We start from the raw sequence: 14,419 nt of genomic DNA on the forward strand, positions 1-14,419 counted from the left end.
GTGAAAACAGCCTTAAGCATGAACACACAGCTCATTAATCGAAAACATAACAAACTTTTCTTTTTATAGTAAAGACGATAAGAAAAATGTGTGAATTCAGACAGTGTTTTCAAACAAGGACCTCTAAGAGTTCTATAGGAGGGAAGAGGTTTTTTTGTATATGTTTTTTCTTGAGAAGAGTTTTTCATAAAACAGAAAACCCCCTTGAAAAGGCTGTGTTGCATTGTTTTCTTCTTTTTATGTGCTTTTCGTCCTATCATATTCATATGAGTTTGTTGTTAGATTAAAAATGTGGGTTTTGGTTGTATAGCCAAGAAATTTAGTTTGATGAAGATGTGTGTATGAAATTGCTCAGAAAACGCTCTAAACACCTTACTGTCCCTGAAAAGACAAATCGTCTGCTGTCAGGGTTTATTCTTGCCTTTATTATAATCGCATTGCGTTTGTGGCACCTAACTGTCATAGAGCATGATAAGAAAGTAGAGGAAGCTTTTAAACCTCAGCAACGTGTAATCCCAGAGTATATGGAAAGAGCTACAATTTGTGACCGCTTTGGGAAGGTGCTGGCTCGAAACCAAATGCAGTATGATGTGAGCGTTGCCTATAGTGCTATTCGTGATATGCCAACACGGGCTTGGAGAATCAATGAACTTGGAGAAAAAGAGCCTGTTTTGGTGCGTAAGGAGTACATTCATCGTTTGGCAGAGCTTCTTGCTCAAGAGCTACATTTAGACGCGAATGCTGTTGAAGATGCTTTGCACTCTAAAGCATCTGTGCTAGGTTCTGTTCCCTATCTTGTGCAGGCAAATGTTCCCGAGCGTACCTATTTGAAATTGAAGATGATAGCTAAGGATTGGCCTGGATTACATGTAGATAGTGTTTTGCGGAGGTACTACCCTATGGGGAAAACTGCTGCAGATATTGTGGGGTATGTTGGACCGATAAGTATAGAAGAGTATAGGAAGGTCACCCAAGAGTTAAGCCAGCTTCGGGAGTGTGTTCGTGCATATGACGAGGGGGAGGAACCAAACTTCCCCTTTGGTTTGTCCAGTATAGATCAAGTGAGTACGCTGCTTGATTCTCTAGAAAGCCGCGCCTATAGTTTAAATGCGCTGGTTGGGAAGTTAGGCGTAGAGGCGTTGTATGATGCGCAATTGCGGGGGAAAATTGGGAAAAAAACAGTTTTGGTAGATCGTCGGGGGGAATTTATCCAAGACTTGGAGGAGATTTCTTCTGGAGTTCCAGGAGAGAAAGTTCGGTTAACTTTGTCTGCAGATTTACAAGCGTTTGCAGAGCAGTTGCTTCTGGAGCATGAGTATACGGAGCCTTTTCGTAGTGCGAGCTCTAGGAAGAAAAAAGAGCTTTTACCACCGTTATACCCATGGATTAAGGGAGGGGCGATTCTTGCCTTGGATCCAAATAATGGGGATATTTTGGCTATGGCGTCATCTCCTCGGTATTGCAATAACGATTTTGTGAATATGAAAGTGTCTTCAGATCGTGTAGCTACACGATCTGAGATCTACCGTTGGTTGGAAGGGAAAGAGCATATCGCAGAGCTATTTGATCGGAAGGTCAATTTACATAGAGAGCGGGGGCTTCCCACAGGGGAAATTATAGAGGAAGAGCTTCCATTAACTTTTGAGAATTACTTGGATTTTGTGCTTCCTGAGAACTCTACAGTGAAAGCACTTGTGAAGCAAAGCTCCCTAGGGGATGCTGTTGCGGTGCAAAGTCGTGTTCGGGCGCTTTTAGAGCTGTTTGGTTATGGTAAGGTAGAGTGTTCATGCGCATCGATTTTTGATGCTGTATTTCCAAGAAAAGAGGGGAATATTCTTATTAAGGAGGTAATCTCCGTAAAACAACAAGTATGGATTACGGAGTGTTTAAAACGGCATGCTTTAGGGATTGAGAAGATCAGACAGAGTCTGCTAAAGGATTTTGAAAAACTTCCGGCAAATTATGATAAGATTTTGTATGTAGATCTTTTACGTTTAGCTGTGGACCCCTCTCGGGGAACCCCCGAGCTGTTTTCACAGCTCTCTTCTTTCCCATTGTTGGAATTTACGGAGTGTCAGGGGCACTATGTGGTGTTTCGTGAAGCGCTATCTAAAATTGTTGAAGAGATCTTTACGGAAATCGATTTTGGTTTTTGGAGACAGGAGAACTTTGCTCAGTTTCTTTCAGGGAAACGTAAAGTGGAAAACTCTAAAAAACAACGCTATCCCACTCCCTATGTAGATTACTTAGAAGAAGAAAGAAAAATTCAATATGCAAAATTTCGTGAACAATATTTAAATGCATTTCTTGCTTATATTATTTCTGGGCATTGCTCTGGGGGGATGAGGTCTTATTATGAGGCTTTGTCTGTATGGCGGGAAGAATTATTGCGGGGTGCGCATAAGGCTCTACCTTGGCATAAACATTACCTCTATTTAAAAGAACATTTAGCCTCTTCCTCTTATAACTTGCCGGGACTGTTTTCCATATTCCGAGAGTTTGCTGATCTTCAACGTCCTTTATTAGGGAAGTATCCTTTAACTGTTGTGAAAAACTCTCTTCAAACGGAGCAAGATTTAGCTGCATCGTTTTATCCTGTATATGGTTATGGGTATTTGCGTCCCTATGCATTTGGGCAAGCAACAACTCTAGGGTCAATTTTTAAGCTAGTTTCTGCCTATTCTGTACTGTCTCAGTATTTTGTGAGTACATCTTATGATGACCTCTCGAAGCTTTTAGTTCTTATTGATAAGAACTCTTTTGGCTATACGACATTTTCTCCTCATGTAGGCTTTTTTAAAGATGGCTCTCTTATTCCAACCTTTTTCCGCGGGGGATGTTTGCCAGGAAATGATTTTTCAGGGCGTGGGTATATTGATTTAGTCTCTGCTTTAGAGATGTCAAGTAACCCGTATTTCTCTTTGCTTGTAGGGGAGTATCTTGCTGACCCTGAGGATCTATGTGAATCAGCATCTTTACTAGGGTTGGGTGAAAAAACTGGTGTGGGCTTGCCTGGGGAGTATGCGGGAAAACTCCCTAAGGATATTTCTTATAACCGTTCGGGGTTATATGCAACTGCTATAGGACAGCATACGTTAGTAGTGACTCCTTTACAGGTGGCAACTATGATCTCAGCTTTAGTCAATGGCGGGACATTGTATGTTCCGAACTTATTGTTGCCTGAGGATTTCGAGCCTTGCCAAAGCGCCAAAAAGAAGCGAGAAGTGTTTATGCCTGAACCTATTGCTGATGTGTTAAAGGAAGGGATGCATAGGGTGATTTGGGGACGCTTTGGCACAGCTCGGGCAATTCAAAAGCGCTTTTCTCCGGAACTTTTATCTCGGGTGATTGGGAAGACCAGCACGGCAGAATCGATTTTGCGGGTAGGTCTAGATCGCGAGCATGGCACTACAAAAATGAAAGATGTGTGGTTTGCTGCAGTAAGCTTTTCAGATCGTGAGCTAAAGACTCCAGAGCTTGTAGTGGTTGTGTATTTACGCTTAGGAGAATATGGACGAGATGCAGCTCCCATGGCGGTACGTATGATCGAGCGGTGGGAAAAAATTCAAAGGGAGAGGTTTTCCTAGAGAGCGTTTCTCCTGGCACGATTTTTGCTTGTGAAAAAGTAGAGATCAACGTTGTGTTAGGAGAGAGTTCATGGAAGAGGCTGCGAAACACTTAGCAAAAGAGTTTCTTTGCTCTGGGATTAATTTTTTTCTAAGTGGGGAGTATGAGCAAGCTACACAGAGATTAAAAGAAACATTAGAGTTAGACCCTACGGCAGCTCTAGCCTATTGTTATTTAGGAATTATTGCATTAGAGACTGGAAAGGTATCCGAAGCTTTGTCTTGGTGCGCCCAAGGTTTAGAGACAGAGCCTGGTGATAGCTATTTGCGTTATTGTTATGGAGCTGCTTTAGATCGTAATCATCAATATGAAGAGGCCATAGAGCAGTATCGTGCTTACGTTACATTGCACCCGGAAGATATAGAGTGTTGGTTTAGTCTGGGGGGAGTCTATCATCGTTTGCAAAGGCATCAGGAAGCCATCCATTGTTTTGATGCCGTCCTTGAACTGGACCCAGCAAATTCTCAAAGCTTATATAACAAAGCTATAGTATTTTCAGATATGGCTGAAGAGGGGGAGGCAATGAAGCTTCTTGAATCTACAGTGAAGAAAAATCCTTTGTATTGGAAAGCTTGGGTAAAATTGGGATTTTTGCTTTCTAGAAATAAAAAATGGGACAAGGCTACAGAAGCGTATGAACGTGTGGTACAGCTGCGTCCAGATTTAGCAGATGGCCATTACAATTTGGGATTGTGCTATCTCATTCTAGATAAAACTCGACTTGCTCTAAAAGCATTTCAGGAGGCGTTATTCTTAAATGAAGAGGATGCTGATGCTCATTTCTATACAGGACTTGCCTATATGGATCTGAAGCAGGCCTCGCGAGCTCATGATGCTTTTCATCGCGCATTAGCGATTAATTTAGAACATGAGCGCTCCCATTATCTGCTAGGATATTTATACCACATGCAAGGCCTGGAAGAAAAAGCTCTGACAGAACACAAGTTCTTAGCAGAGAAACATTCGATGTTCGCTCCCTTATTAGAAAAAGCCTTAACTGCAGATCCTTCATCATTGGATGCGGCGCGAAAGTTAGATTTCATGCCATAGAAACAGAAAGAGAAGCAAAAATATATACATAAAGAAAAAAGAAGACAAAAAAATGCGCATCTTATTAAAATGAGCGCGTGCTTGAAAGTCTTGTACTTTTTTTCACAAAAGCGTGATCTCTATGGGAAGAAGGGCTGACTCTTCTTCTTTTCTTATGGGCTTGGTGAATTGAACAGAAGTTCTATTTTCAGGCCTTCTTTTTTAGTTTGGAGAAATTGTTGCCTTTTGCTCTGTTTTTGTGTTTGGAGGATAACGAGGCTTCCACTTGTGGAGAGAATCTATGGATCATATGTTAGATGCGTTTTTGGGAGAAGAAAGGGAGTATCCTTATGGGTTTACCACGCCTATAGAATCTGAGGCTGTAGTTCGTGGGCTTTCGGAGGAAACTATAGAACAAATCTCCGCAAGACGTAATGAGCCTTCCTACATCACGAATTTTCGTCTAAAAGCATATAGGTACTGGAAGGAGATGCAAAGTCCTGCTTGGGCGCGAGTGCAGATGGATCCAATCAATTACGATGAGATGGTCTATTTTTCTGCTCCCAAACAGAAAAAACCTATAGGCCGCTTAGAGGATGCAGACCCAGAGATTTTAGAAACCTTTAAAAAGTTAGGGCTGCCGATAGATGAGCAAAAGCGTCTTCTTAATGTGCAAAATGTTGCCGTAGATTTCGTATTTGATTCTGTGTCTTTAGGGACAACGTTTAAAGAAGCTTTGGATGAGGCTGGGGTAGTATTTTGTTCTCTTAGTGAAGCAATACAGGAGTTCCCTAGACTTATAAGAAAATATTTAGGAAGTGTGGTTTCCTATCGCGATAATTATTTCGCAGCTTTAAACGCTGCGGTTTTTAGCGATGGTTCTTTTGTCTATGTTCCTAAGGGAGTGCGTTGTCCTATGGACATCTCAACTTATTTTAGGATTAACGATAAAGAAGCAGGGCAGTTCGAAAGGACGTTGATTATTGTCGAAGAGGGGGGATTTGTAAGTTATCTTGAAGGGTGTACGGCCCCAGCGTTTTCTTCGCATCAGCTACATGCTGCTGTTGTAGAGTTGGTTGCGAAAAGTCATGCTGAGATCCGCTATTCCACAGTGCAGAATTGGTATTCTGGGGATCGGAAAACAGGAAAGGGTGGCATTTATAATTTGGTTACGAAAAGGGGCTTGTGTGCTGGCGTGCGTTCGAAGATTTCCTGGTCCCAGGTAGAGGTGGGAGCAGCAATTACATGGAAGTATCCTAGCTGTATATTGCGAGGAGAAGAGAGCGTAGGGGAGTTTTATTCTATCTCGCTAACTAATGGGAAGATGCAGGCGGATACAGGAACAAAAATGATCCATGTCGGCAAGAATACCACCTCAACAATTGTCTCCAAGGGGATCTCTGCAGAGTTTTCTCATAATACTTTTAGGAGCCTTGTTTCTGTAGGGGAGAGAGCTTCGCACAGTTGTAACTACACGCAATGTGATTCTATGCTTATAGGGAAGCATTGCGGAGCCTATACAGACCCTAGAATTGAAGTGCATAACTCTACCTCTTCTATCGAGCACGAAGCAACCACTTCAAAGTTACGAGATGATCAGCTGTTGTATTTGCGTAGCCGAGGGTTAGACTCTGAAGCTGCCATGAGTTTGGTTGTGCATGGATTTTGTAAGGAGATTATTGAGAAGCTCCCCTTGGAGTTTGCCCAGGAGGCCTTGAAGCTCCTATATATTAAGTTAGAAAATAGCGTAGGTTAGTTGAAAGATGTTGCGGATAGAAAATTTGCATGTGCACTGCGACGATGTCAAAATCATAGATAATTTTAGTTTGCATATTAGCCCTGGCGAGTTGCATATGATCATGGGACCTAATGGTGCAGGGAAATCGACATTTGCCAAGGTGTTATCCGGAGACCCAAGTTTAAGTGTCTCTGCGGGGAAGATTTCCTTAGAAAAGCAGGATCTACTTACACTGTCCCCCGAAGAACGTGCACGCGCAGGGTTGTTTGTGGGATTCCAGCATCCTCCGGAGATCCCTGGAGTAAACAATAAGTTGTTTTTGCGGGATGCTTATAATTCGTGTCGTCGGTATCAATATGAGGCTGTAACTACAGAAGATTTTGAAATGCTACTCTCTGCTCTGCAGGAGACTTATGAGTTTGAGGTGTTGGATCATTTTTTCGAAAGAAACGTTAATGAGGGGTTCTCTGGGGGAGAGCGTAAAAAAAACGAGATTTTTCAAATGTTGATTATGGAACCGAAGATGGCAGTTTTGGACGAGCCTGATTCGGGGTTAGATGTGGATTCTTTACGTGCGGTTTGCAAGACCTTAGAAAGGTATCGAGAGATCCATCCGGAAAATTCTATGTGTATCATTACGCACAACCCGAAATTAGGACAGTTCTTACATCCAGATATCGTACATCTTTTTTTGGATGGCAATATTGCTTTGTCGGGAGGAGGGGCTTTAATGCAGGATCTTGAATATAAGAGTTATCAAGAGATTTTGAACCGAGCTTTTCAAAGATAGAGACATTGTATGTTAACTTTTGTAGAAAATGTTTCCTTAGTTAAGGAAGATTCTAACATTCATCGCGCAGTGACTGCATGCCATAAATATCATAATCATCGGGAGCCGTATAAAGAGATCTTTTGTTTTTTCCCCTGGATTCGAGGGATAGCGCATACTCCCCAGGAATATAGTTATGCCTATGGGGGCACAGAGGTAATGAGGCAGCAGCTGCTTGGGAAGCGCTCGTTATCTTATGAGTGTGTGATTATGAATGGCAAATATGAGGATTCCCTGTCTTATTTGCCTGAGGGTGTGGAGGTGTTTCCTTACAAAGAGGCTTTAGAGAGCTTTGCAACATTTATGCAACGTTTGCGTGTGGAGGAGCATCCCCTAGCTTTTGTGAATGCAGAGAGCTCCCAAGATGGCGTGGTAATTTATATTCCCGACGGTAAGGTGATAGATGAACAAATCTTTGTTCATCATATTATCTATCCTGTAGCGAGGGGGAATTTACTGTTTTCTCCAAAGGTTATTGTGGTTTTTGGGCGCGAAGCGTGTGCTGCAGTTCATGTGTTTCATCATATAGAGGTAGACTGTAGGACAGTGGTGCGAGAGATGATGGTCAATGGAGTAACAGAGGTCTTCGTTTCAGAAAAGGCAGAGGCGATCATCTCTATAGATCCACGATATGCGCATGAGAGTCAATTTAGCTGGTCACATATTGCCACGATACAAGCTGGAGGGGCGTGTGCTGTTGTACATCATCTTCTTGAAGACGCTCGTAGTTATGGTTTGTTTGAAAATACATTTTACCTCATGGGAGATTATGCTCATGCGGAGTCTGTTGTGGCGGCACGTTCTCCAAGAAAGACTTGGGTGAGGAATCTCATGCATCATGATGCGAAACATACAACGTCGCAACAAAAAATCCGTTCAGTCTTGGATAGTGGAGAGTTTTTGTTTGAAGGGGGGATCAAAATCACCCCGCAGGGAGAATATGCAAATGCATATCAAAGACATGATACATTGTTGTTAGATGACCAGGCTCGGGTTTCTACATACCCTCGTTTAGAGATCCTTACGGATGAAGTGAAGGCTTCTCATGGAGCTACTGTAGGCTCTATGGATGAGAAGCTATTGTTTTATATGCGTTCTCGGGGGCTTCCTCTTAAGCTGGCTAGGGAACGATTAGTTCAGGGGTTCCTGAAATCTTTAACCCCGACTCCAGAGACCTTCCCTCGGCTATCTAAAGTATTTAAGGGGTTATATTTTTAAGAAGTAGGGGTTTATGCGTGAGATAAAGAAAGACTTTCCTATCTTTGCCTCTAAGGAGAAGAATGGGGAGTCTTTTGTATATTTGGACTCTGCCGCCACGACACATAAACCCCAAGATGTTCTTGATGCCCTTATCAAGTTTTATACGACTTCCTATGCTTCTGTTGGGCGTTCTATATACAGCTCTTCGCGAGAAGCTTCTCAGGAGTTTTCTCTAGTGCGCCAGAAGATCCGAGATTGGCTTGGGGCGGCGTTTGAGGAGGAGATCGTCTTCACACGAGGAACAACAGCAGGGTTAAACACACTGGCAATAGCAGTAAATGATTTGTGGAGCTCAGGAGGGGTTGTTTTAGTCTCAGAAACGGAGCACCATGCAAATGTGATATCTTGGGAGATCGCTTGTCGTAGGCGAGGATCTTCGGTAAAAAAAATTTCTGTTTTAGACTCCGGGCTTATAGATTTAAACCATTTGGAAGATCTATTAAAGGAAGGGGCAAATCTTGTGAGCATCCCAGGGATACACAATGTCTCTGGGGGAATACAGCCTATAAAGGAAATTGCGGCTCTTGTGCATCGTTATCATGCGTGGTTGGCTGTGGATGGGGCGCAAAGTATGGGCCATCAGTCTGTGGATGTTCGTAGTTGGGATGTAGATTTCTATGTTTTTTCTTCCCATAAGGTGTATGGCCCTACAGGGTTAGGGGTGTTGTATGGCAAGAAGGAGCTTCTAGAGCTTCTGCCACCAGTAGAAGGTGGCGGAGGGATGGTAGAGATTTATGATCCTCAAGATCCAAAATATCTTCCGTCCCCGTTAAAATTTGAAGCTGGAACGCCGCATGTTGCTGGTGTTGTAGGGCTCGGAGCAGCATTGGATTATTTAAATAAGCTGTCTCCAGAAGCGATCTATAGTCATGAGGCAGAGCTTATTGCTTATATGCATGAGCAGCTTGTAAAGAATATTCCAGGGCTTCACGTTTTAGGGCCTGAGTTAGGATTCCCGCGAGGAGGGCTGCTGAGTATGAAAATTGATCAAGCCCATCCTTTAGATTTAGGGGTTCTCTTAGATCTACAGGGAATTGCTGTTCGTACGGGACATTTATGTTCCCAGCCCTCCATGGCGCGTTGGGGAACAGGACATGTGTTAAGGGCTTCTTTAGGAGTATATAATGATAAGCACGATATCGATACCTTTATCTGTGCGTTGCAAGATGCTGTTGCACAACTAAGGAGGTAATCCTTAGAATGACTTTCTTTTTATAGGGAGGGTTTTTTCCCCTTTACAAACCGGGATGTTCCCCACTGAAAGAGGAACCAGTTTTTTAAATAGCGAGGGCTGTTCCAGAGCTTAGGGATGCTATACTGGTTTGGAGAGAGGTCAAAGCGAAAAATCCCATGAGTTTTTGTCTTTTTTATATTTAGAGTGTTCCCCAAAACGAAAGAAAAATCATAGTGTTTCTCCACGTATGCTTTACTATTTTTATCAGCTTTCCCAAAAGGATAAAGAAAGGCTTTAGGGGGTTGGCCAAGCATCGAGTGAAGGTAGTGTTTGGATAAGAACACCTCTGTAGCAAGATAAGAAGGAGAACGCTGAAGGTTCCTAACAGCAAATCCCGAAGAAGCAAGTTGGATTAGGGGAGAGGAGGCCATGGCAAGGAGCTCTTCTTGGCAGCAGAAAGGCATATGTTTTGAGAAGACCTCATCTTGGAATGCCAAAGTCCCCGAGGGTGTTAGGCGGTACGACAAGGGAAGATCCATGGCTGTAGTGGGAGGGACATAGCGCCAGGCAACTCCTACAACAGCAGGGATCTGGTGGAGCTGTAAAAAAGGAAAAATAGAGGTATAGAAGTCTATAGAGGCAAAATCAAAGGTCAGCATAAAAGCTGTACGTGAGGGAGGAAGAGGATCTCCAGGGAGGAGGAGCGGAGCATGTTGCTTGAGCAGGAGAAGGTAGTGTTTTAGAGAGTCTAAGTGCTTAGGAACGCGAGAAAACACTACAGAGCGAAAAGCAAGCACCCCCAGCATAAATCATGATTCAGGGTATATGGTTAGGGTCCCAGAGATCACAAGAGGAGGAGTCTTGGAGGGCTCTTCTTGAGAAGAACTTGGTTCTGAGGAGGCTTCTGAAGTTTCAAGAATTTCTGTTTCTGGTTGCATAGAGAGCTTTATGAGGTTTTACGCGCTTGTTGCGAACATATGCCAAAGCGCTGTGTTAATGTCCATTCTCCATCTCTATAAAACTGCTCAAGTTGTGCAAATAGAGGGAGGTTTTTTAGTGTTTCAAAATCCTGCTTAGGATCTTGATGGAGGAGTTCCTTAAGCTCTATGATGCGGAGGAGCGTCAGAAACTGCAACGTAGGATAGTCAGGGGTGGTCGTTATCATGCTTAGGAGATCCAAAGATTTGCTTAAGGCAAGCTCATAGTGCTTTGTGGCTTGTGCTTCTGTGGTTTCCTTTAGCAGTGCCTGTATCGGACTGGGAAGATGCTTCCCTAGGCCATGCTTGTATGCGAGGCTTGCATAATAAGCCCCGCGGAGGGGATCATTATGCAAATAAAAACATGCCGAGAGAAAACTCGCATAAGGGTATGCTGCTTCCTTGCCTAGGTGGTAAGCATACTCCAAACTATCAAGGGCTGTTTTCGGAGGGAGCACACCGTGATAAGAAGCGTGCTCAGCAGCTTTAGACAGCATCAGAATGTGGGAGCGTTTATTTTTAGCGTAAGAAGTCGTGTTGGAAAGAATCCTCACAGAGAGAAACACAGCAAGAGCACAAAGCAACCCCATAAGAAAAGAGTACGAGCAAACTTTTTTCCATAGAGCAGAGAGGATCCTTTGCATAATGCTCACTATAGAGTCCTAAAACTTTTAAGTGTATAGGGAAACTTTTTTTTCGTAAACTTCTGAGAGGAAAGAGGAGAAGGGATTTCTCCGTGGAAAAAAAACTTTTCTTCTAGAAGCTCTTTTGATAGAAAACTCCTATAATAATCTACTTTTAGATAGAGTAGGTTCTTTTCAAAGATATGTAATTAGGAATCCCATGAGCGTAGATGAGGTTGCAAGCACAGAAAAAGATACTATTATAGAAATTGCAATTGATGCAATTCGTGTGAGTCCTTTTCAGCCTCGTAGGGTGTTTTCTAATGAGGAGTTGGATGAACTGATCGCCTCTTTGAAGTCTGTAGGGTTGATCCATCCCCCCGTAGTAAGAGAGATCCGCAACGGAGAGCATGTTTTGTATTATGAGCTGATCGCTGGAGAGCGACGCTGGAGAGCAATGCAAAAAGCTGGCTATGCAGTGATTCCTGTTGTGCTGAAGCGCATGATGGCAGATGATGTTGCTGCAGAAGCTACTCTCATTGAGAATATCCAAAGGGTGAACCTGAATCCTCTGGAAATGGCAGAGGCCTTTAAGAAACTCATTCATGTATTTGGGTTAACTCAGGATAAGGTCGCAAGTAAGGTTGGGAAAAAGCGCTCAACAGTAGCGAACTATCTTCGTCTTTTGACACTTTCCGAAACGATTCAAAAGAGCATCTCCCTTGGAGAGGTCACCTTGGGCCATGCCAAGGTAATCCTTACTCTTGAAGATCCTGCTTTGCGGGAGCAGCTGAATGCAGAGATCATAAAAGAGGGATTGGCAGTAAGGGAAGCAGAACTTCTTGCGAAATCTCTTATGCAACAACATGGCAAGCAAGAGCTTGTTACAAAAGGCCCTAAGGAAAAAACTTCCTATCCCCACCCTAAGGAAAAGTATGCGGAAGTGCAAAAGCGCTTGAGCAACGAGTGTGGCTATAAGGTTAAAGTCCAACCCTCAGGGGAAGATATCTGCGTTTCTTTTTATCTTCATAATGCTGAGGAGCTAGAAACGCTACAAGAGCGGCTTTTAAAAGACAGCCCCTCATTTAAGGGAATGTAAAAACACGCCTTCTTACGTAAGAACCAAAATCTTTTTTAAGTCTAAAACAACTGTAAAAATATTTCTAACGATCACAGCCTAAAGGGTTCCCTGAAGAAACCCTTTAGGTATCTGTGGGTGTGGAGGAGTGTTTTATGCAACGATAGGAATGTCTGTTTACGGTAGTGTTTGCAATCGGCCCTGTTTTGCATTGGGCTGCTTTATAAGGACAGCGAGAATAGAAAATACAGCCTGTTTCTTCAGCTCGGTCTTGTGGACAGGCTTGGTATTGTGCGAGTTGGTTTGGGATTCTTTGGCTTGGGGAGTCGGGAAGCTGAGATCTTAATAACATTTCAGTATAAGGGTGTTGAGGATATGCAAAGATTTGCTCTGTAGGCCCGGACTCTACAATTTGTCCCTTATACATAATTAAGATATCAGAGCATAAAGAACGGACAATAGCGAGGTCATGAGAAATAAAAAGATAAGTAAAGTGTAGGCGTGCCTGAAGATCTAAAAGCATATTTAAGATCTGCGCTTGCATGGAAAGATCTAAGGCGGAAACGATTTCATCGCAGATAATTAACTTCGGTGCTCCGAGAAGAGCCCGAGCAATAGAGACCCTCTGCTGTTGCCCCCCTGAAAGTTGCTGGGGGTAGTAGTACATATAAGAACTAGAAAGCCCTACAAGCTCTAAAGATTCCGCAACCTTAGCATGGAGTTTGTCCTTGGAGATGAGTTTATGGTAGAGAAGAGAATGCCCCAAGCTGTCAAAAATAGTCTTTCTAGGATTTAAAGATGCCTGAGGATTTTGAAAGACCATGCGAGTTTGAGAGCAGAGTTGTTGCCTCCCTTGCTTAGAAGAAATTTTTATGGGAGTCCCACTAAAAGATAAATAGCCAGAAGTAAAAGGCAAAAGACCTGCGAGGCCTAAAGCTAGGGTGCTTTTCCCTGATCCAGATTCTCCAATCAAACCTGTAATACGGTTAGGATAAAGAGAAAAGGAAAGATTATCAATGGCCTTTGTTGCTAGGGTTTTTCTCCGCAGCCAGCAGGAACGCTTGTAGTAGTATGTAGAGAGATTTTGAGCTTGAATTAGGGGAAGTTTAGTCATAAAGCCAGCACCGCACTTTGTGTCCTTTTTGTATTAGACTCTCTTTTGGGGTCTGCTTTTGGCAGGAGGAGACCATCTGAGAGCATCGAGGATGGTAAACGCACCCTGAAGGCAAGGCCGTATAATGTGGAGGGTGGCCAGGGATAGACATAAAAGATCTCAGCACAGCCCCTTGTACAGAGGGGCGTGCTTTAAGAAGATCTTGGGTATAGGGATGGGCAGGATTATGGAATAACTCTGTGGCAGAAGTTTTTTCTGCCATGCATCCCCCATACAGGACCAAGACATGATCAGCAATTTCTGCAACTACCCCCATGTTGTGGGTGATCATCAGGAGACTCATGCCGGTTTTCTCTTGCAGAGTCTTAAGTAGCTGCAGAATTTGGTATTGTATGGAAACATCTAGTGCAGTTGTAGGCTCGTCCGCGATTAAAATTTTGGGAGAGCATAGGAGCGCCATAGCAATGCCAACTCTTTGTAGCATCCCTCCTGAAAGCTGATGGGGATAGAGTTTTAGGCAGGTTTCTGGCTGATGAAATCCTGTTTCATAAAGGGCTTGGAGAAGGGTTTCTCTCTCTGCATCTCGAGAGAGATGTAGATGCGTACGGATAATCTCTTGCAGTTGTTGTTCTATGGTGAAAACAGGGTTAAAGCTCGCATGGGGATTTTGGAAAATCGTTGCAATTTGTGCTCCTATGATCTTCCTTAAAGTCGCTTTGGAGGCAGATAGCAGCTCCTGTCCCTGAAAGCGGATAGAACCAGAAACAGCAAATTGAGGACGGGGGAGGAGTTGAAGAAGTGCGTGCACAGTAAGGGTTTTCCCTGATCCAGATTCTCCAATGATAGCTAAAGTTTGTTGCTCATAGAGCTCAAAAGATAGGGATTGTACTAGGGTATAGCGCTTCCGCTGTTTCGTAAGAGTAATAGTTAAATTCTCTACTTGTAAGATGGGGTGCTGAGCCATAAGTCA

General features: G+C 43.3%; 12 protein-coding genes. 7 read left to right on the top strand and 5 right to left on the bottom strand.

The window, feature by feature from the left end; all coding sequences use genetic code 11:
- The first annotated feature begins 341 nt into the window (after positions 1–341).
- The 6 genes from G5S_RS01610 to G5S_RS01635 all read left to right on the top strand — a co-directional run bounded on the left by G5S_RS01610 (position 342) and on the right by G5S_RS01635 (position 9,675).
- On the top strand, positions 342–3,587 hold the full coding sequence (locus tag G5S_RS01610) for a penicillin-binding transpeptidase domain-containing protein (protein ID WP_013712432.1): 3,246 nt from the start codon (positions 342–344) through the stop codon (positions 3,585–3,587).
- Positions 3,588–3,657: 70 nt separating this feature from the next.
- Positions 3,658–4,677: a tetratricopeptide repeat protein gene (locus tag G5S_RS01615; RefSeq protein WP_013712433.1), complete on the top strand. Its 1,020-nt coding sequence runs from the start codon at positions 3,658–3,660 to the stop codon at positions 4,675–4,677.
- A gap of 280 nt (positions 4,678–4,957) precedes the next feature.
- Positions 4,958–6,412 (top strand): Fe-S cluster assembly protein SufB, encoded by a 1,455-nt coding sequence (gene sufB / locus G5S_RS01620; protein WP_021756314.1) that lies wholly within the window; start codon positions 4,958–4,960, stop codon positions 6,410–6,412.
- A gap of 7 nt (positions 6,413–6,419) precedes the next feature.
- Complete coding sequence (gene sufC, locus G5S_RS01625; RefSeq protein WP_013712435.1) at positions 6,420–7,184, top strand: Fe-S cluster assembly ATPase SufC; 765 nt, start codon at positions 6,420–6,422, stop codon at positions 7,182–7,184.
- A gap of 9 nt (positions 7,185–7,193) precedes the next feature.
- Positions 7,194–8,441 carry a SufD family Fe-S cluster assembly protein gene (locus G5S_RS01630; protein ID WP_013712436.1) on the top strand — a complete coding sequence of 416 codons (1,248 nt, stop codon included), beginning with the start codon at positions 7,194–7,196 and terminating at the stop codon, positions 8,439–8,441.
- A gap of 13 nt (positions 8,442–8,454) precedes the next feature.
- Positions 8,455–9,675, top strand: a complete 1,221-nt coding sequence (locus tag G5S_RS01635; protein ID WP_013712437.1) for a SufS family cysteine desulfurase — start codon at positions 8,455–8,457, stop codon at positions 9,673–9,675.
- A 20-nt stretch (positions 9,676–9,695) separates the two neighbouring features.
- Here G5S_RS01635 and G5S_RS01640 read toward each other — a convergent pair whose 3' ends face one another.
- The 3 genes from G5S_RS01640 to G5S_RS01645 are packed head-to-tail and all read right to left on the bottom strand — an operon-like array spanning position 9,696 to position 11,278.
- The gene (locus tag G5S_RS01640) at positions 9,696–10,463 is read right to left on the bottom strand and encodes a polysaccharide deacetylase family protein (protein ID WP_041467005.1); all 768 of its coding nucleotides are present in this window, start codon (positions 10,461–10,463) and stop codon (positions 9,696–9,698) included.
- Between the two features lie 3 nt (positions 10,464–10,466).
- A complete protein-coding gene (locus tag G5S_RS05060; protein WP_013712439.1) occupies positions 10,467–10,595 on the bottom strand; it encodes a hypothetical protein in 129 nt (42 codons plus the stop codon).
- 8 nt (positions 10,596–10,603) lie between these two features.
- Positions 10,604–11,278, bottom strand: coding sequence for a hypothetical protein (locus G5S_RS01645; protein WP_013712440.1), 675 nt, complete (start codon positions 11,276–11,278; stop codon positions 10,604–10,606).
- 199 nt (positions 11,279–11,477) lie between these two features.
- Here G5S_RS01645 and G5S_RS01650 point away from each other — a divergent pair, with 199 nt between their 5' ends.
- Positions 11,478–12,356 carry a ParB/RepB/Spo0J family partition protein gene (locus tag G5S_RS01650; protein WP_013712441.1) on the top strand — a complete coding sequence of 293 codons (879 nt, stop codon included), beginning with the start codon at positions 11,478–11,480 and terminating at the stop codon, positions 12,354–12,356.
- Positions 12,357–12,459: 103 nt separating this feature from the next.
- Here G5S_RS01650 and G5S_RS01655 read toward each other — a convergent pair whose 3' ends face one another.
- A complete protein-coding gene (locus G5S_RS01655) occupies positions 12,460–13,449 on the bottom strand; it encodes an oligopeptide/dipeptide ABC transporter ATP-binding protein (RefSeq protein WP_013712442.1) in 990 nt (329 codons plus the stop codon).
- Positions 13,442–14,413, bottom strand: coding sequence for an ABC transporter ATP-binding protein (locus G5S_RS01660; protein ID WP_013712443.1), 972 nt, complete (start codon positions 14,411–14,413; stop codon positions 13,442–13,444). Before G5S_RS01660 ends, G5S_RS01655 begins: the two co-directional genes overlap by 8 nt.
- Positions 14,414–14,419: the final 6 nt, after the last annotated feature.

The sequence above is a fragment of the Chlamydia pecorum E58 genome (assembly GCF_000204135.1).
GTDB lineage: Bacteria > Chlamydiota > Chlamydiia > Chlamydiales > Chlamydiaceae > Chlamydia > Chlamydia pecorum.